Below are 26525 nucleotides of genomic sequence, written 5' to 3'. Positions count from 1 at the left end.
ATTATTTCTACCTTGTATCGTGGCTAAGTTATAACAGTCAGGTTTAAATGCATATTCTTTAGCTATTGCTAATATGATATACTTTTAAGTCAAAATGTTGCACAAAACAGCCACATATTACGGTTAACTTTAAATTTTAATATACTTTCTAACCAAAATTTTTTATTTGAACTGACAAAGAAATGAGCCACGTTTATTAATATTTTTTCAGTTAAAGATATTAGCTTCAATTCTTTGCTTTTCTTAGGAGCAAAACAATATGAAAAAAAACTTTTTTAACCTACTATTTTCATCAGCATTAATTCTCTCCGCTGGTTCGGCTTTTGCGCAATACCCCAACATTCCTGCTGATGTTAAAAAAGCATCAGATTCGATGATGAAAGCTGCTTATCATCAATCAGACGTTGCTTGGGAGAAAGCTAAGCCCATTATCGAGCAGGAAGCTAAACAAGGAAAGCCTTATATTCCTTGGGCTGGTCGTCCAACTGACTTACCTCAATCGGATATCATTGCCTTCCCGGGTGCTGAAGGTGGTGGCGCTTACAGTTTTGGTGGTCGCGGTGGAAGAGTTATTGTAGTTAAAAATCTGAACGATAGTGGTCCGGGTTCGTTACGCGATGCCTGTGAGCAAGGTGGAGCCCGTATCGTTGTTTTCAACGTTGCTGGTATCATTCGATTAAAAACGCCGTTAATTATTCGTGCACCTTATATTACTATTGCAGGTCAAACCGCCCCTGGTGATGGCGTTTGCGTGGCTGGAGAATCGGTGTGGTTAAATACACACGATGTAATTGTTCGGTTCATGCGTTTCAGAAGGGGTGAAACTTTCGTGGGTCGCCGGGATGATGCGATTGGTGGAAATCCGGTAGGTAACATTATGATTGACCACGTTTCGGCAAGTTGGGGTTTAGATGAGAATATGTCGATGTACCGCCACATGTACAATGATAGCACGGGTAAAATCGAGGACAAATTAGCAACGGTGAACATCACTATTCAAAACTCAATCTTCTCTGAAGCATTGGATACCTGGAACCACGCTTTCGGTAGTACCTTAGGTGGTGAAAACTGTACTTTTATGCGTAACCTTTGGGCCGATAATGGTGCCAGAAATCCTTCAATTGGTTGGAATGGAATTTTCAATTTCGCAAACAATGTAGTTTTCAACTGGAATAACCGCTCTACAGATGGTGGAGATTACACTGCGTTATTTAATATCGTAAATAACTATTACAAACCCGGACCGGTTACCAATTTAAAAGAACCGATCAGCTACCGGATTTTAAAACCAGAAAGCGGTCGTAGTAAATTGCCTTATGTGGTTTTCGGCCGTGCCTACGTAGAAGGAAACATTATCGAAGGAAATGAAAAAGTAACTAAAAATAATTGGGATGGTGGTGTGCAGCTTGAAGATAAAAAAGGCGAGCTAATGACATTTGAGCAGGCTTCTCCATATTTTGCAGCAATGAGGGTGAGAAAGCCATTTCCAATGGCAAAAATTACCATTCTACCAACTTTACAAGCCAAAGATTACGTACTTACCCATGTTGGTGCTAATTTACCAAAAAGAGATCCGGTGGATACAAGGGTAATTAAGCAGGTTACAACTGGTAAAATTGATTTTATTGAAGGGGTAAAGTTACCAGAGAAAGATTTTGAACACCGTCGTTTACCAAAAGATTCTTACAAAATGGGTATTATCACCGATGTCAGTCAAGTGGGTGGTTATCCACAATATAAAGGTACGCCTTACAAAGATGCTGATAACGATGGTATGCCAGATGCATACGAATTAAAAAACGGATTAAACCCTAAAGATGCATCTGACGCTGCAAAAATTTCCAAAAGTGGCTATTCAAACATCGAAGTTTATTTGAACAGTGTTGTCAATGTTTCAACCGTAAAACCTAACTAATATGCATAAGTGGAATTCTATTTTTAGCATTGCTGTGTTATGTGGTATCGGGAATGTTGCTTTTGCGCAATACCCGGTTATACCCGAAGCAATGGAAAAAAGAGCCGATTCACTTTTAAAAAGTATTGAAGAGCAATCGGAATTACAGTTTCTTAAAGTAAAACCTATCGTTGATGCTGAGGCGAAGCAAGGCAAACCTTATATTCCATGGGCTGCAAAACCAAGTGATTTACCTCAGGCAAAAATGGTTGCTTTTCCAGGTGCTGAAGGTGGTGGAGCTTATTCTTTTGGCGGCCGAGGTGGAAAAGTTTATGTAGTGACCAGTCTGGAAGACTCAGGTAAAGGAACTTTACGTGAAGCTTGCGAACAAGGTGGTGCCCGCATTATTGTGTTTAACGTAGCAGGAATTATCAAATTAAAAACACCCCTGATTATTCGGGCGCCATACATTACCATTGCTGGTCAGAGTGCACCTGGCGATGGGGTTTGTATCGCTGGCGAATCGGTTTGGATTAATACGCACGATGTCGTGATTCGTTATATGCGTTTCCGCCGCGGTGCTACCGATGTTACCCGTAGAGATGACGCAATCGGCGGCAATCCTGTTGGAAACATCATGATTGACCACGTTTCAGCAAGTTGGGGATTAGATGAAAACATGTCTATTTACCGCCATGTTTATGATCCGAAAGACGGTTCAAAACCAGAAAAATTGCCAACGGTGAATGTAACCATTCAAAATTCGATCTTTTCTGAAGCCTTAGATACTTATAATCATGCTTTTGGAAGTACCATTGGTGGATTAAATTCTACCTTCATGCGTAACCTTTGGGCTTCGAATATTGCAAGAAACCCTTCTGTTGGCATGTACGGTGATTTTGGTTTCGCGAACAACGTAATTTTTAACTGGTGGAATAGAAGTGCCGATGGTGGCGACAATGCTTCATTTTATAGTTTTGTAAACAATTATTATAAACCAGGTCCAATAACGCCTGCAGGTCAGCCAATTTCTTATCGCATTTTAAAGCCAGAATCGGGAAGAGACGTCAGGTTCAAAAATGAGTTTGGCAAGGCTTATGTGACTGGGAATATTGTTGAAGGCAATGAAAAAGTAACCAAAAACAACTGGGATGGGGGCGTTCAGCCAGAAAGCAAACGTGATATGCAGAAGTTGTTAGATTCTATCCGTGCTGACAAACCACTTCCCATGGCAAAAATTTCGATCATCGATACCAAGAAGGCGTATGATTATGTTCTGGCAAATGCTGGTGCATCTTTACCTGTTCGAGATGCGGTAGACAAGCGTATCGTTAAACAGGTAGCAACAGGTGAAATTGAACATGTAGAAGATGGAAAACTTCCCGCTGCTCAAAATTATGTTAAACGCCGCTTGCCAGCTGATTCATACAAAAAAGGAATTATTTCTGATATTGCACAAGTTGGCGGTTATCCCGAATACAAAGGTAAAGCTTACCTCGATTCGGATAAAGATGGGATTCCAGATGCCTGGGAAACTAAAAATGGATTGAATCCTAAGGATGCCAGTGACGCAGCAAAAATCTCGAAATCAGGCTATGCCAATATCGAGGTGTATTTAAATAGTTTGGTTGATGTAAATAAGGTAAGGCCTTAAAAGGAGTTGAATTGAAGAGTTTAGCGTGAAAAGTAAAAATACTAAGCACCATATATAACCGCGTCGTCATTGCGAGGCACGAAGCAATCTTAATGCGATAGCGAAAGTTTTAAGATTGCTTCGTGCCTCGCAATGACGATAAGCGTAAATAGAATAACATTAATGCCAAAAACTAACCACATATATAAATCTAAAGTACTGTCTATTCTGGCTTTACTTTTTTTGTTTACCAGTTTTTCGTTTGCCCAAAAAACAAAACCAGTTGAACCACCCAAACCGCTTTATAAAAGCAAGGATGGTAAATTGGCTTACACTCCTGATACCGAGGGAAATCGCATTCCTGATTTTTCTTACGCAGGTTACATGGCTGGTGAAAAAGCAATTCCAGATGCAACAATAAAAGTAGTGGTTCCGGTTTCGAAGGGCGATGCCACAATAAGAATTCAATCTGCGATTAATTATGTTTCAAAGTTACCTATCGGAAAAGATGGCTTGCGTGGGGCTATTTTACTCGAAAAAGGAACTTATGAGGTGGCTGGCACACTCAAAATTTCAGCGTCAGGTGTGGTTCTTCGTGGTAGTGGATTTGGCGATGGTGGCACGAAAATTTTTGCAACTGGATTAGATCGGATCGGGGTAATCAGAATATTAGGCAGGAATGATCGGTCAGAACAGAATCCAGTGGCCATCACCAATAACTATGTTCCTGTAAATGCAAATCAGGTCACCTTATCCAATATTAATGGTTTCAAAGTCGGCGATCAGATCCTGATTAATCGTCCATCCACAAAAGAATGGATCGAAACCTTAAAAACGGCTGAGTTTGGCGGTGGCGAGAGTGCTTTGGGTTGGAAACCCGGGACAAGAGATATCCGATGGGATAGAAAGATCACGGCAATAAACGGTTCTACAATTACGCTTGATGCGCCGCTTACAACTGCACTAGACGCGAAATTTGGGGGGGCAACCGTTTCCAAGTATGAATGGAATGGAAGAATCAACAATGCAGGAGTTGAAAATTTAAAAATAGAATCCGATTATCACAAAGAAAATATTAAAGATGAATACCATCGCTGGACGGCGATTTGCCTAGAGAATGCGCAAGATGCCTGGGTGCGACAGGTTGTTTTTGAACACTTCGCTGGCTCAGCGGTAAATGTGTTAGAAACCTCAAAACGCATTACTGTTGAAGATTGTAAATCATTTGCGCCGATTTCAGAGATCGGTGGAGAGAGAAGAAATACATTTTTAACTATAGGACAGCAAACGCTTTTTCAAAGGCTGTATGCTGAGTTTGGTTATCATGATTTTGCGGTTGGCTTTTGTGCACCGGGACCAAATGTTTTCGTACAATGCCAATCTTATTTGCCTTTCAGTTTCAGCGGTACAATTGATAGCTGGGCATCCGGCGTTTTGTTCGATATTGTAAACGTCGATGGGCAAGCCTTAAGTTATTTAAATCGTGGTCAGGATGGGCAGGGTGCCGGCTGGAGCGCCGCTAATAGCGTTTTTTGGCAATGCAGTGCAGCAAGGGTTGATAATCCTCAGCCACCAACCGCACAGAACTGGGCGTTTGGAACATGGGCACAGTTTTCTGGAAATGGTTATTGGGACATGTCGAATGAACAAATTCAGCCAAGAAGTTTGTATTATGCACAACTTAGAGATCGATTGGGAAGTGAAGTTGAGGCAAGGACATTTTTACTTCCGGTAGAAACCGAAGCTTCGAGCAGCCCACCTGTTGATATGGCGCAAAAATTAACCAAGTTAGCCTATAAACCTGCATTAACTATTTCCCAATATATTGATTCGGCAACAGAAAGAAATAAAATCTCTACAGATATAAATCAAGCAAAAAGCATTGATAAAATTGGCGTAGAGAAAGTAATTCAACCAACACTTGCTGAGGCGATGACCATCAAAAATGGCTGGCTGGTTCGCGGTAACGAATTGGTGGTGGGCAATCGCCAGGATGTACCCTGGTGGAATGGAAGTGCCCGCCCTTATGGGTTGAAGAAAACAAAATTCCATGCTAGCCGTTTCGTTCCTGGTCGTGAAGGAAATGGCCTTACCGATGATTTGAACGAGATCACAGACTCCATGCAAAATGGTTCTGTAAAAGTTTTGGATCATAATTACGGGCTATGGTACGATAGAAGGAGAGATGATCACGAACGCATTCGCAGAATGGACGGTGAAGTTTGGGCGCCATTTTATGAGTTGCCTTTCGCCCGTAGCGGACAGGAAAAGGCTTGGGACGGTTTGAGTAAGTACGACATCACAAAGTATAATCTTTGGTATTGGGACAGGCTAAAAAGTTTCGCAAATCTTGCCGATCAAAAAAGTCTGGTCTTGATTCATCAAAACTATTTTCAGCATAATATTATTGAAGCAGGTGCCCATTATGCCGATTTTCCATGGCGTACGGCCAACAACATTAATAATACTGGGTTCCCAGAACCCGTACCTTATGCAGGCGACAAAAGAATTTTTATGGCTGAACAGTTTTATGATATCAGTAATGAAAATCGCAAAGCGATCCACAAAGCGTACATCAGAAAATGTCTGGAAAACTTTGATGGAAATTCGGGTGTAATTCAACTTATTGGTGCAGAATTTACCGGTCCGATACATTTTGTACAATTCTGGATTGACACCATTAAAGAATGGGAAAAGGAAACCGGTAAGCATCCGATTATTGGTTTAAGTGTAACTAAGGATGTTCAGGATGCAATCTTGGCCGATAAGACAAGGGCGGATGTGGTCGATTTGATCGATATCAGATATTGGCATTACCAGGCAGATGGAACTGCTTATGCACCTAAAGGCGGCCTTAATTTGGCACCAAGGCAACATGCCCGCTTGTTGAAACCAAAGAAAACTTCGTTTGAAGAAGTTTACCATGCAGTTTCTGAATACAAGGAAAAGTTTCCAGCGAAAGCTGTCATCTATTCAGGCGATAATTACGATTCTTTTGGTTGGGCTACTTTCATGGCTGGCGGTTCTCTTTCCAATATTCAAGGGTTTGATAAAAATTTCTTAAGCACCGCTTCCTCTATGAAAGCATTCCTTCCTGCGGGTAAATCTGCCGGGCAATATGGCTTGGAAAATACAGGCAAAGCCTACATTTTGTACAATGCATCAGGCGAATCAATCAATCTCGACCTCAGTAAAGTGGCTGGGAAGTTTAGTATGAAAGTTTTAAATACGCGAAACGGAAAGATCCTGAAAGAAGAAAAAATAAATGCAGGGGCTATGGTAAAACTAAATAAGGTTGGAACGGGCGATGAGGTAATCATCATCAATAAAATTTAATACATGAATTTAAAATTTAAACTATCTCTGGTTTTCTTAGTATCAATCCTGGCATTTGGATGCAAGGATAAACCACATTTTGGTGATAAAAGTCTACTGATTTCTGAAAATGGAAGATATTTTTCTACCGGCGATGGAAAACCCTTCTTTTGGTTGGGCGATACGGGTTGGTTATTATTTAGCCGCTTAAATCGGGAAGAAACCAATACTTACCTGGAAGATAGAAAACAAAAAGGTTTCAATGTCATTCAGGTGATGGTTTTGCATGATGTGGCTGCTAAAAATATTTACGGCGATTCTGCTTTGGTGAATAAAGATGTTTCTAAACAAGTTTTAACCGAGCAAAACGATTATAAAGATTCTACTGCTTACGATTATTGGGATCATATTGATTATGTTGTTGACAAAGCTGCCGAAAAAGGACTTTACATGGCGCTTGTACCGGTTTGGGGAACCAATGTGAAAGAGAAAAAAGTAAATGAGGTTCAGGCAAAAAAGTATGCTGAATTCCTAGCAAAAAGATACCGTGATAAGTGGAATATTATCTGGTTAAATGGTGGCGATATTAAGGGAACTGACGGTTTAAAAGTTTGGAATGCGATTGGCGAAACACTACGAGCGAATGATCCAAACCATTTGATCACTTTTCACCCACGGGGAAGAACTGCTTCTTCGGCTTGGTTTCACGATGCAAAATGGAATGATTTTGACATGATTCAATCTGGTCATCGCCGTTATGAGCAAGATACCTCAGCAAAAGAAAAATTACATTATGGCGAAGACAACTGGAGATACATTGAAAGCGATTATAAACTGAAGCCAGCAAAACCTACAATTGATGGTGAACCGTCATACGAAGATATTCCGCAAGGATTGCATGATGTTACCCAGCCACGCTGGAACGACGCTGATGTAAGAAGATATGGCTATTGGTCGGTTTTTGCCGGAGCCTTCGGCTACACTTATGGCCATAATTCGGTGATGCAGATGTACAAAAAAACTGATTTGAAACCTGCTTACGGTCCGAAAGATCAATGGATTACGGCGATAAATGCCCCGGGAGCTCAGCAAATGAAATTTTTGAAAGACTTAATGTTATCACGTTCTTATTTTGATCGGGTACCTGATCAAACGATGGTTGCAGGAACCAATGGTGAAAAATACAACAAAGTTTTAGCCACACGGGGAGAGGAGTACGCAATGTTTTACATCTACACGGGTAAAACTTTTAGTGTACAGCTTGGCAAAATAGATGGAGATGAGGTGAAGGCTTCATGGTATGATCCACGGACGGGAAAATTCACCACAATTGGTGAGTTTGAGAATAAGGGAGTAAAAGAATTCAATCCGCCAGGAAAGCCTGCAAATGGTAACGATTGGGTTTTGGTTTTGGATAAGGTTTGAAGTTTGGTTTGTTGCTATTGCTAACATGCCCGTCATTGCGAGGCACGAAGCAATCTCACGAGCCAGCAATCCTCAAAATTGCTGTCATTCTGAGGTACAAAAAATCGGAAAACGATTAGTACTGCTGAAACCTAACCCACCATTTTGGTTCGGCGGTGTATTTGGTGGTAGTTTTCTGCGGCACGGAATTTTTCACTGTGTTCAGACTGACAAAGTTGGTGATTTAAGTGGCGGTTATAAGAACGGTCGTCATTCCCAATTTGATTGGGAATCTTAAAGCGATAGCAACCATTACTTGGTCATTGCATTAAGATTCACGCCTACGCGGGAAAGACGGAGTTAAAATAAAAATTAATAAATGTTTAAAGCAAAGTTCATATTAACATTACGTTTAGCCATCATCGGACTGTCTTTGTGCGTGGTAACGTCTTGTTCAAAACAAGGGTATTTATTCACCTCGTTCCATGAACCCGCAACTGATGGCTTACGTTTTTTATATAGTTACGACGCTTACCATTGGACAGATTTGAATAAAACTTTCTTAAGACCTACGGTTGGCACACAGAAAGTTTTACGCGACCCATCCATTGCTCAAGGACCAGATGGGATTTTTCATTTGGTCTGGACATGCAGCTGGAAAGGCGACAAAGGTTTTGGTTATGCCAGCTCGAAAGATTTGATTAACTGGAGCGAACAAAAATTCCTGCCGGTAATGGAAAGTGAGCCTAAAACCGTAAATGTTTGGGCACCAGAAATTTTTTATGATAAGGAGCAGGCCGAATTTGTAATCATCTGGGCATCAACCATTCCATTCCGTTTTGCTAAAGGTATTGAGGAAGAAGAGAATAACCACCGGATGTATAGCATTACTACCAAAGACTTTATCAATTTCTCTAAGCCCAAATTGTTTTTAGATCCTGGTTTCAGTGTAATTGATGCGGTAATTGTGAAACGGGCCGCAAAAGATTATGTTTTGGTGTTGAAGGATAATACCCGTCCGAACAGAAATTTAAAAGTAGCTTTTGGGCAGGATGCCTTAGGTCCGTATAAAGATGTTTCAGAAACTTTCAGTCCGAAATTAACCGAAGGACCAACAGTGGTTAAAGTGAAAAATGATTGGTTGATTTATTTTGATGCTTATGGCCAAAAAATTTATTCAGCTTACAAAACATCAGATTTTAAAAACTTTAAAGATGTGACCTCGGAGGTGTCGGTACCAGAAGGACATAAACATGGAACCATTATTAAAGTAAAAAGGAAAGTGATTGAAGGATTGAAAAAATAAAAGGACTTTCGGTTGGTATCTCACCAGCCAAAATAAAATTCGTCTTTGCGAGGTACGAAGCAATCTTAAAGCGTTGGCTCGAAACGAGAAAAAACCCGTTGTAAGATTGCTTCGTTTCGATGACAAATCGAAAACTCGCAACGACGGCAAAATAAAAGAAGAATGAAATTGAATAGACTATATATCATCTTATCACTTGCACTTGCATCATCAACATTGCAAGCGCAGGATACAGTACGTTACACCGGGAAGACTTTAGTGAACGCAGATTATCACCATGGGCAACTTTCGCCGGTAATGGGGGTACATAATATTCAAACTTTCAGGGCAAATAGAGAACATCCGGAATTGGCCGAAAATTTTGGCTGGACGTATAACCATGCCCCAATGTTGGCCTATTGGAACAATAAATTTTATGTAGAATACTTAAGCGATAAGGTTGGCGAAAGTATTCCGCCAGGGCAAACTTTATTGCAATCTTCACCGGATGGTTATACCTGGACTAAGCCAGACGTAATTTTTCCTATTTACAGAATTGCAGATGGTACCACAAAAGAAGGCAGAACCGATGTGGCTAAAGATTTAGATGCAGTAATGCATCAGCGCATGGGTTTTTATGTTTCTACCAAAAATGTATTTCTTGTTTTAGGTTTTTATGCAATCAGTTTTGATGCTAAAGATGACCCTAACGATGGCCATGGAATTGGTAGAGCAGTTCGCGAAATTCAGGCCGATGGAAAATATGGTCCCATCTATTTTATTCACTACAATCCTGGTTATACAGAGAAAAACACCAAATATCCATACTTTACAAAGAGTAAAAATAAAGCTTTCGTTGCAGCTTGCAAAGAGTTGCTGGCCAATAAGTTGATGACGCAGCAATGGAACGAGGAAGCAGATAGGAAAGACCCGCTAATCACGTTGCAAAAACAGTATAAAGCGTTTAGTTATTATCATCTACCTGACGGAAGAGTAGTCGGTTTATGGAAAAATGCTTTGACCGCGATTAGCGCTGACAACGGGAAGAGCTGGCCTGAGAGTGCCTTTCGAGCGCCAGGTTTTGTAAACAGCAATGCCAAAATTTGGGGTCAAAAAACTGCTGATGGAAATTACGCAACTGTTTATAATCCTTCGGAATATCGGTGGCCCTTAGCCATATCAACCAGTAAAAATGGTTTAGATTATACCAATTTGCTTTTAATCAATGGCGAAATCACTCCGATGCGGTACGGTGGAAACTACAAATCTTATGGTCCGCAGTATGTTCGCGGCATTATCGAAGGCAATGGGAAACCTGCCGATGGCAAATTATGGGTAACTTATAGTATGAATAAAGAAGATATTTGGGTTTCTTCGGTGCCTCTGCCTGTAAAAGATAAGGCTATGGAACACGCAAATGATGATTTTGCTAAAACTGGCAGCGCAAAATTGCTCGAAAACTGGAATATCTATAGTCCGCTTTGGGCACTGGTTAAAGTGGAAGATGGCGCTTTGATATTGAAAGATAAAGATCCCTTTGATTACGCAAAAGCCGAACGCTTATTCCCTGCATCGAAAAAGATAATTACTTCATTTTCAGTTACACCAAAGCAAAATAACTTCGGTTTATTAGAGATCGAATTACAGGATGCAAAAGGAACGGCAAGTGTTCGCCTGACATTTGATACCGCCGGAAATTTAAGTGGAAAAGCTGGTGCTCGCTACAAAAACTTCATGAAATATGAAGCTGGAAAAAGCTATGACATCAAATTGAAGTTAGATGCCCACACGCGGTTTTATTCACTTACCGTTAATGGAAAGGAATTGTCGCTAAGTTTAGCCTTTCAGCCGGTGGTTGATGTTTCGCGTATTGTTTTCCGCACAGGAGAAGTTCGTCGCTTTCCAAATGTGGATACACCTGCCGACCAGACTTACGATTTGAAAAATGCTGGAGAATTTGAGAAGAAAGAAGCCGTTTATTCAATTAAATATTTAAAAACGGAAGGGTTTTAGGATGGGAAATATTGATAAACACACCGTCATTGCGAGGAGGCACGACAAAGCAATCTCATTAGATCAATCAGATTGCTTCAGCTCGCACCAATCCAGCTTCGCAATGACGACCGCCTTACAATTAATGAGATTTATCACATCGTCTTTGCTAGGTACGAAGCAATCTCTCATGATGTTAGGTCTCCTTGTACTTTCCTTTTCTGCCAACGCCAAAATCCTTTTGCCGCAAATTTTATCGAGTAACATGGTTTTGCAGCGAGATAAGCCCATCAACATCTGGGGATTTGCTTCACCAAATGAAAAAATCGAGGTGAATTTTGCAGGACAAACAAAGCAAGCCATAACGGATAAAAATGGGAATTGGTCTGTGTTATTATCGCCATTAAAAACATCAGCACAACCACAAAGGATGACGATTTCGGGCGCTAATAAAATTGAGTTGACGAATATTTTAGTCGGTGAAGTTTGGCTATGTTCCGGTCAATCGAACATGGAATATCAAATGCGTAAACTGGCGAAAATTCCTAAACCAAAAAATGAGAAACTGCGTTTTCCTGCAGATGCGGTAGAAAAGGCCAAGAATCAACAGATCAGGATTTTCCTGGTCAACCGCAAGCAGTTGACAAAACCCGATTCTATTCATAAAAGTTGGGCCGTTGCAGAAGATTCTGCTTTAAGGGCATTTTCGGCTGTAGGTTATTTTTTCGCGAAAGAAATCCAAGAGAAATTGGGTATTCCGGTTGGAATGATTTCTTCTGCTGTTTCTGGCAGTGCCATTGAACCCTGGGTTTCTCCGGAGGCTTTTGCGCAGGAGGAATATTTCAAAAATCAAAAGGTAAGCAACGACCCCGGCAAGTTTTATACACCAATGATTGAGCCATTAACCAAGTTTAAAGTCCGCGGATTTTTGTGGTACCAGGGAGAAACCAACTGCTTTTTAAATGAAACCATTAGTTATTCCTATAAGCTTAAAACATTGGTTAACTTATGGAGAAAGGCCTGGGGTGAGCAACTGCCATTTTACTACGTTCAAATTGCACCTTACGATTATAGCAAGCAAAAAAGCGATAAAGTTGTGCTGACGCCAGATACGGAGCCTAATTTTTGGGAGGCTCAACAGCAGGTTTTACGTTTGCCAAATACAGGAATAATTTCAACATCTGACTTAAATGACAACGGAGCAGATTTGCATCCAACCTACAAATGGGAGGTGGGAAGGCGTTTAGCGCTTTTAGCTTTAGGCAAAACATACAACCAGAAAATTGATTTTTCTGGCCCGCGTTATAAAGCCGTTGCCTTCAAAAATAATTTCGCTACTCTGGACTTTGATTATTTAAAACCGATTGCAGGCAATACTATTACGGGTTTTACCATTGCAGGCAGTGATGGAAAATTTGTTGCAGCCGAAGCTAATATTAAAGAAGGAAAAGTGATTGTTTCTTCGAAAGAAATTCCTAATCCAAAAGCAGTGCGTTACAATTGGACAGAAAATCCAACAGGTAATTTATATAGCAATGGTTTACCTGCACTGCCTTTCAGAACTGATAACCCTCTAACCAGTCAATTTAAAACCAATTAATGAAACTTAGATTTATACTTTTCTTTTGTTCGATTATGTTGTTTGGTGTTGCAAGTGCGCAGCAAACGGAAAAATTATATCTTTCTGGAACGGGAAATGATGATACCGTGAACTGGGATTTTTTCTGCACTGCCGGAGCAAATTCTGGGAAGTGGACAACCATTCCGGTGCCTTCCAATTGGGAATTACAGGGTTTTGGTAAATATAACTACGGCTTTAACAAGGAGGAAAACAAAGGAAAGGAAGAAGGCCTTTACAAGTATAAATTTAAAGTTCCGGGCAACTGGAAGAGTCAGCAAATCAATATTGTTTTTGAGGGTTCGATGACGGATACCGAAGTTAAAATAAATGGAAAATTAGCAGGAGCTGTGCACCAGGGTTCTTTTTATGTGTTTAGGTATAACATTTCGAACCTGCTGAAACCTGATGGTGAGAATTTACTGGAAGTGAAGGTTTCAAAACATTCGGCAAATAAATCAGTAAACGAAGCAGAGCGTAAAGCCGATTTCTGGATATTCGGCGGGATTTTCAGGCCTGTTTACCTCGAAGCTTTGCCACAAACACATTTTGAAAGAATACAAATCGATGCCAAAGCAGACGGAAATTTAAACACTCAGGTAGCCTTCACTGGTGATGCCGACAAAGTTGAAGTAGAGCTTTTTGCTAAAGATGGAAAACGTTTTGGTGACAGGTTTACAACTTCGGTTAAAAAAGGAACGCAAAAATTGATGTTAAACCATCAGTTTTCTCAGCCAGAACTTTGGTCCTCAGAATTTCCAAACCTTTATACAGCGACATTTTCGCTTATTAAAAAAGGTAAAGTCATCCATCAGCTTTCTAAAAAAATTGGTTTCAGAACAGTAGAAGTAAAAGAACGTGATGGCGTTTATATAAACGGAGTTAAAATAAAATTCAAAGGAGTAAACAGGCATTCATTTTATCCGACATCAGGCAGAACAACAAGTGAAAAAATCAGCATAGCTGATGTTGAGCTCATGAAAGAAATGAACATGAACGCGGTGCGCATGTCGCATTATCCTCCAGATGGCCACTTTTTAGAGGTTTGCGATTCGCTCGGTTTATTTGTGATGGATGAACTGGCTGGCTGGCACGGCACTTACGACACGCCAACAGGCACAAAATTGATGAAAGAGATGATGCTGAACGACGAAAATCATCCATCAATTATATTCTGGGCAAATGGAAACGAGGGTGGCCATAACCGCGAACTCGATCATCTTTTTGCTGAAGAAGACATCCAAAAGCGGCCATTAATCCATCCATGGGAAGTATTTAACGGATTTGAAACCACACACTATCGTGAATTTAACTACGGAATAGGAAATTACGATCATGGTCACAACATTTTAATGCCAACTGAATTTTTGCATGGTATGTGGGATGGCGGTCACGGTGCTGGCATAGAAGATTATTGGAACGCGATGTGGAACAACCCGCTTTCAGCAGGTGGTTTTCTTTGGGATTTTGCTGACCAGGCCGTTGTTCGTACAGATAAAAACGGCGAATTGGATACCGATGGAAATCACGGCCCCGATGGCATTGTTGGTCCTTACCATGAAAAGGAGGGCAGTTTCTTTACCATTAAGGAAGTTTGGAGTCCTGTTTTTGTAGAGAAGAGAGAGATGACCGCTGGTTTCGATGGCTCCTTTTTATTGGAGAACCGTTATGCTTTCACGAACTTGAATCAATGTACTTACGAATGGAAATTGAGAATGCTGAAGTCTGGTGGAACTGATGCTGAATTTAAGGCCGGTAAAGCAGATGCGCCAAACATTAAACCTTTTGAAAAAGGAAAATTGCAAATCAATCTTCCTGCAGACTGGAGAACTTTTGATGCGCTTTACCTCACTATAAAGGATTTTTATGGTAAAGAGTTATTTACCTGGAGTTTTCCAATTGCCTTACCAAAGGCTGATGCAGATAAAATGGTCACAACCACTGGACCATCGAAAGTAAATTTAAAGGAAGATGTAAATTCGTATCAGGTGTCGGCAAATGGCATCGACTTTACTTTCAATAAAACTACAGGATTATTGCAACAAGCTAAAAATGCAAATGGAACAGTTCCGTTTTCAAATGGTCCTGTAATGCAGGAAGCTGAAAATAACTTCAAAAATTTCACCACCAAAATGGATGGTCAAAATCTCATAATTTCATCTAAATTCGATAAGAAAGAGAGCTGGAATACTTTACAATGGACAATCTACCCATCTGGATGGTTAAAAATGGAAGTTAAATATTTTCCTTCGGCCTATTTTACCACATTTGTTGGACTAAACTTTTCTTATCCTGAAACGGAAATAAAAAGTGTAGAATATAAAGGCAATGGGCCTTATCGGGTTTGGAAAAACAGGATGAAAGGGCAGCAGTTTGGTATCTGGAAAAAGGATTATAATAATTCGGCAACTGGTGAACCTGGCTGGCAATATCCTGAATTTAAAGGTTACTATTCCAACATGTATTGGTGTGAGTTTGTTGGAAAACAACAATCTTTTAAAGTGGTAACAGATAGAGAAGACGTATTTTTAAGGTTGTTTACACCAAAAAAATCGAAAGATACCGAGTGGGATAATATGAGCCCAACTTTTCCAAATGGCGACATTTCTTTTATGAACGGAATTTCGGCAATAGGAACCAAAACGCAGAAACCAGAAACCACCGGACCAATGGGAATGAAACATGTATTTTACGATTTCGATAAAGACCAGAGCAGGGCGTTGGATATGACTTTGTATTTTGATTTTTCAGTGAAGTAGTCCGTCATTGCGAGGAGGCACGACGAAGCAATCTCAATAACGGAATTATGGAGCACAATAACATTAGTAAAAAAGATTGCTTCAGCTCGCTCAGGCCCAGCTTCGCAATGACGAATTTTAAAAAAAACAATAACACAATCAGTGTAATCACTTAATCGATGTAATCAACCGCGAAGCGTAATGAACATTAAAATCTACATAGCGATAATCAGTATTTGGTTACTACCATTAACAAAAGTGGTGGCTCAAGTTTCTTTGCAAAATACAACCTGCGAGATGCTCGAAAACCCACTTGGAATCGATGTGCAAAAGCCGCGTTTTGCATGGCATATCATTTCGAAAGAACGAAACGTGATGCAAACCGCTTATCAAATATTGGTTTCATCAACAGCAGAAAAACTAAATGCAAATGAAGGTGATCTATGGAATTCGCAGAAAGTAAGTACAGCCGAATCAATTCATGTAAGGTACAATGGAGCGCCATTAAAAAGTAGATTAAAAGCGTTTTGGAAGGTAAAAGTCTGGACAAGCGCAGGTCAAAGTGAGTGGTCAACACCAAATTATTTTTCTATGGGCTTGCTGTATTACAAAGATTGGCCGAAAGGATGGATCGGCTTCGACAGGGCATTTCCGTGGGATAATATCAAAACTGACTCACGCTTATCTGCGAGATATTTCAGGAAGGAATTCCAAAATAAAAAGCAGGTTAAAAGTGCCACAGCATCTATCATTGGTTTAGGTTTGTACGAGCTTTTTATCAACGGAAAAAAAGTTGGAAACGATGTATTATCGCCATCGCCAACCGATTATACCAAAAATGTAAAGTACAATACCTACGATGTAACCAGTTACATCAAAAATGGAAAAAACGCTGTTGGTGCCATCTTGGGTAACGGACGTTTTTTCGCCATGCGCCAGAATGAGAAACCTTATAAAATAAAGACGTTTGGTTTCCCGAAGATGCTGATGAATATCAACATTGTGTACACAGATGGAAGTACAGCAAATATTGATACCGATAATAGCTGGAAAGGTACTGCGGATGGTCCAATTAGAACGAACAATGAATACGATGGCGAGGAATATGATGCGACTAAAGAAGCCGTCGGTTGGAATACAGTGGGTTTTGATGAGAGCAAGTGGCTGAAGGCGGAATTTGTGCAGGAGCCCAGCGGAGTGATTGAGGCTCAAATGAATGAGAATATGAAGGTGATGAATACCTTGAAGCCGGTTTCAATTTCGAAACTCTCTGGTGGAAGATACATTCTTGATATGGGGCAAAACATGGTTGGATGGTTGCAAATAAAGGTTAAAGGAGCAAGAGGAAAGCAAATTAAAATGCGTTTCGCTGAATCGTTACAAGATAACGGAGAACTTTTTACGGCCAATCTTCGCAATGCGAAATGTACAGATTTGTATACTCTAAAGGGTGGAGAAACCGAAACCTGGGAGCCCACTTTTACTTACAGGGGTTTTAGGTTTGTAGAGCTTTCGGGGTATAGTTACCAGCCGTCAGTGAACGATTTTGTGGGGAAAATGGTTTACGATAACATGAAAACAGTTGGAACTTTTGAAACTTCGAACGCCTTAACCAATCAGATTTTCAAAAATGCCTGGTGGGGAATTGCCGGCAGCTATAAAGGCATTCCGGTTGATTGCCCGCAACGTAACGAGCGTATGCCATGGTTGGGGGATAGAGGCGCAGTAGCTTATGGTGAGAATTTCTTGTTTGATAATGGCAGGTTTTATGCCAAATGGCTTCAGGATATTAGAAATTCGCAAAAAGAAGATGGTGCAATTCCTGATGTTGCGCCTGCGTTCTGGCGCTATTACAGCGATAACATGACCTGGCCAGGGGCGATGCTCCTGGTAACAGAAATGCTCTACAAGCAAACAGGCGACGTTTCTTCGGTTCGCGATAATTATCCGGCAATGAAAAAATGGCTTTCTTACATGCAAGATCGCTACATGAAAGATTATATTTTAACCAAAGATAGTTATGGCGATTGGTGTATGCCGCCCGTTACAATTGAATTTGGCCGAGGCAAAAGTGCTGATAAAAAATATCCTTCCGAATTGATTTCAACAGCATATTATTACCACTTTACAAATCTGATGATACAATTTGGAAAAGCCATTGGTAACGAGGAGGATGTAAAGACCTACGAAGTTCTGGGAGAGAAGATCAAAAATGCTTTCAATGAAAAGTATTATAATCAGCAAGGATATTATGCTACAAATGCTTTGACCGATAATATCATTCCGCTTTATTTTGGTATGGTTCCGAAAGATAAGGTAGAGACTGTTTTTAAAAATATCACCCACACTGTTGAAGTGACCAATAAGGGTCATTTAAGCAATGGCTTAGTGGGGATTCAATGGTTAATGCGTTGTTTGAATGACTATGGCAGACCAGATCTTGCTTACACGGTTGCTACCCAAAAAACCTATCCAAGTTGGGGTTACATGGTAGAAAATGGCGCCACAACGATTTGGGAATTATGGAATGGCAATACGGCAGATCCAAAAATGAATTCTCAAAATCATGTGATGATGCTTGGAGATTTACTGATTTGGTATTATGAAAACCTTGCTGGAATTAAGTCTGAAAGTGCTGCTTTTAAACAGATCACGATGAAGCCTGAAATGATTGAAGGACTGAATGCTGTAAATGCCAGTTATAATTCAATTTATGGCATGATTAAAAGCAGTTATAATAAAACAGGAAACACCTTTACCTGGAATTTAAGCGTTCCGCCAAATACAATGGCTATGGTTTATATTCCTGCAAAAAGCAAAAGCGAGGTTTCGGAAAAGATTAAATCAATTAAAGATTTGAAATTTATAAAAATGGAAAATAACCGGGCGGTTTATGAGATCGGTTCGGGTGATTATGAATTTGTAGTGGATGGGAAGTAGGAGATTGGGAATAGGAAATAGAGAGTGGAGAATAGGAAGTAAGAGAATAAAAAACAGGTCGTCATTGCGAGGCACGAAGCAATCTTAAAACGATCGCCATGCTAAAATTTTCTTAGCTCGTAATTACTAAGTTGATAAAGCAATTAAAAATAGAAACACATAATTAATACAATGATGAGAAAGATTTTAAAACCAATAATGATGTTATTGATGCTGTTAACCACGGCAACTTCCCTCAGTCAAGCTCAGGATGTGAGCGCAAATGAAGAAATTTTAAATAAAGCGAAGGAATGGGTTTCAGCATTAAACCTAACAGACGCAGCTAAAAAAACAGCCGTAGAAAATGTGATTGCTGTTCACTTAACGGCTGTGAGAGATTGGCATAACAGCCATCCTTCATCAACTGTTCCGGATGGAATTAATCCGGTTACCGGGAGCAAATTGACTGATCTTGATAAGCAAATTATCGCCGATTCTGCTATGCCCTCAACCGTTCACCAATCTTTAATGGATGGTTTAAATAAAAACTTATCTGCAGAACAAGTAGAGGTAATTCTAGATAAATACACCATTGGTAAAGTCGATTTTACCATGAAAGGCTACAAAGCCATCGTTCCGGATTTGACAGCAGATGAAGAAGCTAAAATTTTGGCTTTTATGAAACAGGCCAGAGAGCAAGCTGTCGATTATAAAAACATGAAACAGATTTCTGCCATTTTCGAGATTTACAAAACCAAGTCAGAGCAAATGTTAAACAATAATGGTCGCAGTTGGAGAGCCCTTTACAGCGCCTATACCAAAAAGATAAAAGAAGAGAAAGCGAAAAAGGCTAAACAATAACGGCGATTGTTTCACCTCATCGTCATTGCGAGGCACGAAGCAATCTTACTACGGTAGCTGGAGCATTAGGATTGCTTCGTGCCTCGCAATGACGAACTTTGTTAATTGAAAAAAACTATGTTAAAAAAGAAAATATACATCACACTAGGAATTGCATTAGCATTAGGGTTAAGTGCAAATGCACAAGTTGAAAAGTGGCAAAAAGGGGTGGTAAAGCAAGAATTCCTCTACGATCAAGCGCCGTTTCCATCCTGTCATTCAGCAACAATTGTTGAAACACCAACGGGCTTGGTTGCTTCCTATTTCGGAGGAACAAAAGAGCGGAACCCTGATGTTGAAATTTACATCAGTCGTTTTGTAGAAGGAAAATGGTTAGCGCCGGTATCAGTGGCCAATGGTGTTCAACCCGATGGGAAAAGATTACCTACCTGGAACCCGGTTCTATATCAAATTCCGGGAGGAGACTTAATCTTATTTTATAAAATCGGTCCGAAGCCATCTGAATGGTGGGGATTGATGAAAACTTCGAAAGACGGTGGAATTACCTGGTCGGATGCTACAAAGCTTCCAGATGGTTATATCGGCCCTGTAAAAAACAAGCCAGTTTTGTTAAGTAATGGAAATCTGTTTGCGCCTTCCAGTAGAGAGGGTGATGGCTGGAAAATTCATTTTGAGGTCACTAAAGACAATGGCAAAACATGGAGAACGGTTGGCCCATTGCCAGAAAACGGCATTAAGGCTATTCAGCCTAGCATTTTACAGCATGGAAACGGCAAGTTGCAAATTTTAGCAAGAACAGCTAACAGGGCTATTGTCGAATCGTGGTCAGAAGATAACGGCGAAAGCTGGTCTGCTTTAACGAAAACCTCATTGCCTAATAATAATTCTGGCACAGATGCAGTAACGATGAAAGATGGACGTCACGTTTTGGTTTACAATCACGTTTTGCCTCCCGGCGATTTAGCAAAAGGACCAAGAACGCCATTAAACGTTTCGGTTTCTAAGGATGGAAAAAACTGGTCTGCAGCTTTGATTTTAGAAGATTCACCAATTAGTCAATATTCATATCCTGCCGTAATTCAAACATCAGACGGGATGCTCCATTTCATTTATACCTGGAGAAGGCAGAAAATCAAACATGTGGTTGTTGATCCTTCAAAGTTGAAATTGAAAAAAATCAAGAATGGCGTTTGGCCTAAGCTTAACGGCTATGCAGCTCCTGTCATTACAGAAACGAAAAACGAAGAACCATGAGAGTAGGCAATTTTGCATTTATTCCAACCGTCATTTCGAGGGAGCCAGATTATTTTAGTTCTCAAAGGCGCAGATTTACAACGAAGACCGCCGTATCGTCCTTGCGAGGTACGAAGCAATCTCTTTCTATTAAATCAGCATAATGGAACGAGGTGGATATGTTTATATCATGACTAACAAAGCACATATGGTTTTATATACAGGTGTAACTTCTGATTTAAGAAACAGGATTTATGAACATATCAATAATCAGTACCACGAAAGTTTTACCTCTAAATACAAGTGCTATAAACTAGTTTACTATAATTTCTTCTGGAGTATAGAAGAAGCGATTGATGAAGAAAAAAGAATAAAAGGCGGCAACAGAATTGCCAAACTTAAATTAATAAATGAATTTAATCCAAATTGGAACGATTTATATGAAACATTGGACTAATTTTTTTACGTCGAATAGAGCAAATACGGCGCTAAAAATTAACCTTTCGAGAGAGATTGCTTCGGTTGATGAAAAATCAAGCCTCGCAATGACGGATTTGTTGATTCAGTCTCTCGCCGGATCGTCCTTGCGAGGTACGAAGCAATCTGACCTTTCGAGAGAGATTGCTTTGGTTGACGAGAAATCAAGCCTCGCAAGTACGGGCAGAATATTTAAGTATGTTGCAATATTATTGGTTTATTTTTCTTTCCCGATTAACATATCTGCCCAAACCCAAAATACTGACAATCTTTACAAAAAGCCATTAGTCGACGTTTTAAAAGAAATCCAGACCCGCTTCAACGTTCAGATTAAGTATTCAGAACCGCAGGTGAAAGACAAATGGCTGAACTACGCAGAATGGCGTTTTCGTGCCGATGTAGATGAAACGCTCACAAACGTTCTTGCTCCATTAGATATGAAGGTAAACAAGGAAAAACCCGGCGTTTACAAGTTAAAAGAATACGAATACTACCGATGGGAACCAAAAGATGGCTGGGCCTACCTAGATACGCTAGCTACAAAATACAGCGACAAAAGCAGTTGGGAAAAACGGAAGGCGGAGATAAAACCCGAGCTTTACAAAGCCTTGTTACTTTCACCGTTGCCGGCAAAATTGAATTCAAAACCAATCACTACGGCGAAGCGGGTTTTTGATGGTTATTCGGTAGAAAATATTGCTTTGGAAATCCTGCCGGGTGTTTGGATCAATGGATCACTTTATAAACCGCTAAATGTTAAAGGCAAAATTCCCGTAATTCTAAGTCCTGATGGCCACTGGGAAAAGCAACGCTACAGAGCCGATTGTCAGCTCCGTTGTGCTACGATTGCACGTATGGGCGCAATGGCTTTCAGCTACGATTTATTTGCATGGGGCGAATCGATGCTGCAGTTTAAGTACGAAGACCACCGCCGGAGTTTAGCCCAAACAGTACAAACTTTGGGCGGAATCAGAATCCTCGACTATTTCTCTTTGCTCAAAGAAACAGACACCAGCAGAATCGGAATTAGTGGTGGTTCAGGAGCTGGAAGTCATTCGATTTTAATGACCGCTATGGATGATAGAATAAAACTAAGCGCACCAGTTGTAGCGATGTCATCCTATTTTTACGGTGGTTGTCCATGCGAAAGTGGAATGCCTATTCATCAATGCGGTGGCGGAACAGATAATGTAGAATTAGCAGCAATGGCGGCCCCACGACCACAACTTTTGGTTTCAGATGGTAGCGATTGGACGGCCCACACACCACAACATGATTTCCCTTACCTGCAAAAAATGTATGGATATTATGGCGTGAGCAATAAGGTGGAGAATGTTCATCTTCCTGCAGAAAAACACGATTTTGGGATAAATAAACGCATTGCGCTCTACGATTTTCTGATTAAAAACTTTAAACTGAATGGCAGTTTGGTAAAAGATAAAGCCGGAAAATATGATGAAAGTAAAGTAACTATCGAGAAAGAAAATGCAATGTACGTTTTCGGAGATAAAGGCGAAAAGTTACCAAAAAACGCAGTGATGGGATTTGAGAATCTGGAGAAATTATTTCCATTAAACGCAACGAGATAATGCAAATGCAGCAGAACAGACGAGCTTTTATCGCCAATGTAGTCCTATTAACGGGCGCCGCATTAATTCCTGATCAGCTACTTGTAGCAGCCGAAAAAGTGGGTAAATACAAAGTTGCCGTAATTGATTTGATGATTTTGAAACGTCAGAAAATTAGTGCCTTGCCACTTGCAAAAGAGCTTGGTGCAGATGGACTTGAAATCGATATGGGTGGTTTGGGGAATAGAGAGACCTTTGATAACAAATTAGCCGACCCGATAGTGCGTCAGCAATACCTTGATCAAGCGAAAGAATTGAATCTTGAAATTTGTTCTTTAGCAATGACGGGTTTCTATGCGCAATCCTTCGCCACACGGCCAACTTATCAAAAAATGATTCAGGATTGTTTGGACACAGCAAAGGCAATGAACGTAAAAGTGGTGTTCTTGCCGCTGGGTGTTCAGGGAGATCTTGTTAAAAATCCTGAGCTGCGTGAGCCTATCGTTAGCAGGCTGAAGGTTGCCGGAAAAATGGCTGCAAAAGCGGGTATTGTGATCGGAATTGAGACAGCACTCGATGCAACAGCTGAACGTAAATTGCTCAAAGATATTGGATGTAAACACATTAAAAGTTACTTCAATTTTTCAAATCCGATAAAAAATGGGAGAGATTTAGAGCAGGAATTGAGAATACTCGGTAGAAAAAATATCATTCAAATCCACGCAACCAATGATGACGGCGTTTGGTTGCAGAACGACCCGAAAATCGATTTAAAAAAGGTAAAAGAAACCCTCGACGACATTGGATGGAGCGGTTGGTTGGTTGTTGAAAGGAGCAGAGATGCAAGCCAACCTACAAATGTGAAATATAATTTTAGTGCCAATACCAGTTACCTTAAGTCTGTTTTTCAAATCGATAACTCGTCATTGCGAGGCACGAAGCAATCTCATTAAGGAATTATGGAAGCCAGAAAGAAGCAAAGTATAAATGAAAAGAAATCGTTGTCTACTTGGTTTGTGTTGACACGAACCAGGCCATCACGATTTAAACCTTTTTTCTGTTTTGTAATTTTGCTGTCGTTGCTAAACGTTAACACAAGTGCAGTAGAAATTTATGTCGCAAAAAATGGTGCTGATACTAACAATGGAAATAAGGAACAACCTCTTGCAACGCTTCATGCAGCCATTCGGAAAGCCCGAGAATTAAGACGTTTAAAAGATCCATCCACTAAAGATGGAATTAAAATACTGGTTGGAGCAGGCATTTATCAATTGCATGAGCCCATCGTTCTTCGCCCTGAAGATGCTGGAACTAAAAGTAGCCCCACAGAGATTTTCGCCACTGAAAAAGTTGTTTTAAGTGGTGGGGTTAGAATCGCGGGTTGGAAAAAGGTCAATGGAGCCGTTCCAGGATTACCAAAAAAGTCTCTGGGAAAAATTTGGGTTGCTGACCTTCCTAACGACGGTGTCAGCGATTTGCCATTTCGCCAGCTTTGGGTAAATGGAACTAAGGCGATCCGGGCAAAAAATTATAATGGAGATGCCATGGGTAGAATTTTATCCTGGGATAAAAAAAATCAAACCTGTAGAATACCGCTTCAACAAAACACGGATTTAAGCAAAATTGCCGGTATGGAAATGTTAATCCATCAATGGTGGGCAATCGCCAATCTTCGGGTAAAATCGGTTAAAGTGATTGGTAATGCTGTAGAGCTTTCTTTCATGCAGCCTGAAAGTAGAATTCAATCCGAACATCCCTGGCCAGCGCCCTGGATTTCTGAAAAAACAGGAAACTCTGCTTTCTATTTATCCAATGCCATCCAGTTTTTAGATGAGCCAGGCGAATGGTTTGCAGATCTAAAAAACCATAAAATTTATTATTGGCCGAAGGCATCAGAAAATATGCAAAAGGCAGTTGTGATGGCCCCTTCATTAGAAAATCTGCTAAAAATTGAAGGAACAATTGATGATCCGGTTTCTTTTGTAAGCTTCCAAGGGATTTCATTCGAACACGCTACCTGGCTGAGGCCATCCAGGGAAGGACATGTTCCACATCAGGCTGGGATGTACATGCTCGATGCGTATAAACTTGCAATACCCGGAACTCAAGATAAGCCAAGTTTGGAAAATCAGGCTTGGGTTGGTAGGCCGGCAGCCGCTGTTGAAGTAAATTTTGCCAATCAGATCAGCTTTGAAAACTGCCGTTTCCAACATCTTGCCTCTACGGGTTTAGACTTCAACAAAGGAACATCAGATAATTTGATTAAAGGCAATTTGTTTAAAGATATTGGCGGTTCAGCGGTCTTAGTGGGTACATTTTCTGATGAAGCAACAGAAGTTCATTTGCCTTATAATCCCAAAGATAAACGGGAAATTTCAACGAATGCCCGGATAGAAAACAACCTGATTACGGATGTTACCAATGAGGATTGGGGTGCTGTTGGCATTGGTGCAGGTTATGTGAAAGGAATCAAAATTATCCATAATGAGATTAGCGATGTCTCCTATTCAGGAATCAGCATGGGCTGGGGGTGGACTAAAACGCAAAATGCGATGAAAAATAACATCATCAACGCAAACAAAATCCATCACTATGGCAAACACATGTATGATGTTGCAGGAATTTACACGCTCTCTGCCCAACCAGAATCTTTCATTACCGAAAATGTAGTTGATAGTATTTATAAGGCGCCATATGCTCACCTTCCTGATCACTGGTTTTACTTGTATACAGATGAAGGATCTTCTGAATTCACCATCAAAAATAACTGGACGCCTACTGAAAAATATCTTCAGAATGCGAATGGGCCGGGAAATTTATGGGAAAACAACGGGCCAAAGGTTGCTGAAAACATCAAAAAAAATGCAGGATTGGAGTTGCCCTTCAGATACATGCTTAAAGAAAAAAGCAGTTACTCAAATCGCGGTATCAATCAGGCGGAAGATAAAACGGTTGTTTTTGAATTGATATTTAAAGATGATCAGTTACCGGGGAAACAAACGCTGGATGATTTTGCAAAAGAGAACAACCTATTAACTAACGCAATCTATAAATGGAGTAACAGATTGGTTATTTATACCTCAAGCTTAAAAGTAGAAAGTTTACAGCAAACTTTGAAACGCTTAAATGCGACAGAAGTTAAGCTTTATGACAATATTTTTTACGACTTTAACAGGGAGAAAAACTGTGGGGAAAAACCAGTTGCCGAATGGGACAATGTGATTCTATCGGCCAATTTGGTTGAGGACGAAAAAATGCAGAAAGAGTATTTGGATTACCATAAAACGCAATTTGAAAAGTGGCCGGAGATATCCAAAGGATTTTGCAATGCTGAGTTTCAGCGCCTGGCAATTTTTAAAAAGGATAGGCAACTGATGTTAATTATCAGTATTCCTAAAGGCAAAAAACTAGACGATTTAAATCCAAAAACGACTTTAAATAATCCGAAGGTGGATGAATGGAATGCCATTATGAAAAAATACCAGGAAGGTATAGCAGGAACAAAACCCGGGGAGGCTTGGGTATTTTTTAAACCGATTGAATAGATAAATAACCGTCATTGCCAGGCATGATTCAATCCTACATATT

Annotated in this window: 15 protein-coding genes; all 15 read left to right on the top strand. The window is 40.3% G+C overall.

What is annotated here, in order from left to right; genetic code table 11:
* Positions 1-259 precede the first annotated feature (259 nt).
* The 15 genes from ACZZZK_RS02120 (at position 260) to ACZZZK_RS02050 (ending at position 26482) form a co-directional block, all read left to right on the top strand.
* Positions 260-1915 carry a pectate lyase family protein gene (locus ACZZZK_RS02120; RefSeq protein WP_463482640.1) on the top strand — a complete coding sequence of 552 codons (1656 nt, stop codon included), beginning with the start codon at positions 260-262 and terminating at the stop codon, positions 1913-1915.
* A 1-nt stretch (position 1916) separates the two neighbouring features.
* Positions 1917-3548 carry a pectate lyase family protein gene (locus tag ACZZZK_RS02115; RefSeq protein ID WP_463482639.1) on the top strand — a complete coding sequence of 544 codons (1632 nt, stop codon included), beginning with the start codon at positions 1917-1919 and terminating at the stop codon, positions 3546-3548.
* Positions 3549-3710: 162 nt separating this feature from the next.
* Complete coding sequence (locus ACZZZK_RS02110; RefSeq protein ID WP_463482638.1) at positions 3711-6863, top strand: DUF6298 domain-containing protein; 3153 nt, start codon at positions 3711-3713, stop codon at positions 6861-6863.
* 3 nt (positions 6864-6866) lie between these two features.
* Positions 6867-8267: a glycoside hydrolase family 140 protein gene (locus ACZZZK_RS02105; protein ID WP_463482637.1), complete on the top strand. Its 1401-nt coding sequence runs from the start codon at positions 6867-6869 to the stop codon at positions 8265-8267.
* Positions 8268-8625: 358 nt separating this feature from the next.
* Positions 8626-9552, top strand: coding sequence for a glycoside hydrolase family 43 protein (locus tag ACZZZK_RS02100; protein WP_463482636.1), 927 nt, complete (start codon positions 8626-8628; stop codon positions 9550-9552).
* A 162-nt stretch (positions 9553-9714) separates the two neighbouring features.
* A complete protein-coding gene (locus ACZZZK_RS02095) occupies positions 9715-11544 on the top strand; it encodes a six-hairpin glycosidase (protein WP_463482635.1) in 1830 nt (609 codons plus the stop codon).
* A 169-nt stretch (positions 11545-11713) separates the two neighbouring features.
* Positions 11714-13123: a sialate O-acetylesterase gene (locus tag ACZZZK_RS02090; protein WP_463482634.1), complete on the top strand. Its 1410-nt coding sequence runs from the start codon at positions 11714-11716 to the stop codon at positions 13121-13123.
* Positions 13123-15900, top strand: a complete 2778-nt coding sequence (locus tag ACZZZK_RS02085) for a glycoside hydrolase family 2 protein (protein ID WP_463482633.1) — start codon at positions 13123-13125, stop codon at positions 15898-15900. The genes ACZZZK_RS02090 and ACZZZK_RS02085 overlap by 1 nt, the downstream gene beginning before the upstream one ends.
* A 180-nt stretch (positions 15901-16080) precedes the next feature.
* A complete protein-coding gene (locus tag ACZZZK_RS02080; protein ID WP_463482632.1) occupies positions 16081-18819 on the top strand; it encodes an alpha-L-rhamnosidase in 2739 nt (912 codons plus the stop codon).
* Positions 18820-18990: 171 nt separating this feature from the next.
* A complete protein-coding gene (locus ACZZZK_RS02075; protein ID WP_463482631.1) occupies positions 18991-19659 on the top strand; it encodes a DUF3826 domain-containing protein in 669 nt (222 codons plus the stop codon).
* Between the two features lie 117 nt (positions 19660-19776).
* Positions 19777-20913: a sialidase family protein gene (locus tag ACZZZK_RS02070; protein WP_463482630.1), complete on the top strand. Its 1137-nt coding sequence runs from the start codon at positions 19777-19779 to the stop codon at positions 20911-20913.
* A 142-nt stretch (positions 20914-21055) separates the two neighbouring features.
* Positions 21056-21349: a GIY-YIG nuclease family protein gene (locus ACZZZK_RS02065; protein WP_463482629.1), complete on the top strand. Its 294-nt coding sequence runs from the start codon at positions 21056-21058 to the stop codon at positions 21347-21349.
* Positions 21303-22958, top strand: a complete 1656-nt coding sequence (locus ACZZZK_RS02060) for an acetylxylan esterase (protein ID WP_463482628.1) — start codon at positions 21303-21305, stop codon at positions 22956-22958. The genes ACZZZK_RS02065 and ACZZZK_RS02060 overlap by 47 nt, the downstream gene beginning before the upstream one ends.
* Positions 22958-23890: a sugar phosphate isomerase/epimerase family protein gene (locus tag ACZZZK_RS02055; protein ID WP_463482627.1), complete on the top strand. Its 933-nt coding sequence runs from the start codon at positions 22958-22960 to the stop codon at positions 23888-23890. The genes ACZZZK_RS02060 and ACZZZK_RS02055 overlap by 1 nt, the downstream gene beginning before the upstream one ends.
* A 6-nt stretch (positions 23891-23896) precedes the next feature.
* The gene (locus ACZZZK_RS02050; RefSeq protein WP_463482626.1) at positions 23897-26482 is read left to right on the top strand and encodes an L-rhamnose mutarotase; all 2586 of its coding nucleotides are present in this window, start codon (positions 23897-23899) and stop codon (positions 26480-26482) included.
* Positions 26483-26525: the final 43 nt, after the last annotated feature.

Source organism: Pedobacter sp. AC163, from assembly GCF_979258665.1.
The sequence above is the reverse complement of the archived record's forward strand: the minus strand, read 5'-3'. Positions and strand labels throughout refer to the sequence as shown.

Excerpts from the sequence above, each read along its gene's own strand:
- ACZZZK_RS02120 (WP_463482640.1), top strand. The coding sequence starts at position 260 with ATGAAAAAAAACTTTTTTAACCTACTATTTTCATCAGCATTAATTCTC.
- ACZZZK_RS02115 (WP_463482639.1), top strand. The coding sequence starts at position 1,917 with ATGCATAAGTGGAATTCTATTTTTAGCATTGCTGTGTTATGTGGTATC.
- ACZZZK_RS02110 (WP_463482638.1), top strand. The coding sequence starts at position 3,711 with ATGCCAAAAACTAACCACATATATAAATCTAAAGTACTGTCTATTCTG.
- ACZZZK_RS02105 (WP_463482637.1), top strand. The coding sequence starts at position 6,867 with ATGAATTTAAAATTTAAACTATCTCTGGTTTTCTTAGTATCAATCCTG.
- ACZZZK_RS02100 (WP_463482636.1), top strand. The coding sequence starts at position 8,626 with ATGTTTAAAGCAAAGTTCATATTAACATTACGTTTAGCCATCATCGGA.
- ACZZZK_RS02095 (WP_463482635.1), top strand. The coding sequence starts at position 9,715 with ATGAAATTGAATAGACTATATATCATCTTATCACTTGCACTTGCATCA.
- ACZZZK_RS02090 (WP_463482634.1), top strand. The coding sequence starts at position 11,714 with ATGATGTTAGGTCTCCTTGTACTTTCCTTTTCTGCCAACGCCAAAATC.
- ACZZZK_RS02085 (WP_463482633.1), top strand. The coding sequence starts at position 13,123 with ATGAAACTTAGATTTATACTTTTCTTTTGTTCGATTATGTTGTTTGGT.
- ACZZZK_RS02080 (WP_463482632.1), top strand. The coding sequence starts at position 16,081 with ATGAACATTAAAATCTACATAGCGATAATCAGTATTTGGTTACTACCA.
- ACZZZK_RS02075 (WP_463482631.1), top strand. The coding sequence starts at position 18,991 with ATGATGAGAAAGATTTTAAAACCAATAATGATGTTATTGATGCTGTTA.
- ACZZZK_RS02070 (WP_463482630.1), top strand. The coding sequence starts at position 19,777 with ATGTTAAAAAAGAAAATATACATCACACTAGGAATTGCATTAGCATTA.
- ACZZZK_RS02065 (WP_463482629.1), top strand. The coding sequence starts at position 21,056 with ATGGAACGAGGTGGATATGTTTATATCATGACTAACAAAGCACATATG.
- ACZZZK_RS02060 (WP_463482628.1), top strand. The coding sequence starts at position 21,303 with ATGAATTTAATCCAAATTGGAACGATTTATATGAAACATTGGACTAAT.
- ACZZZK_RS02055 (WP_463482627.1), top strand. The coding sequence starts at position 22,958 with ATGCAAATGCAGCAGAACAGACGAGCTTTTATCGCCAATGTAGTCCTA.
- ACZZZK_RS02050 (WP_463482626.1), top strand. The coding sequence starts at position 23,897 with ATGGAAGCCAGAAAGAAGCAAAGTATAAATGAAAAGAAATCGTTGTCT.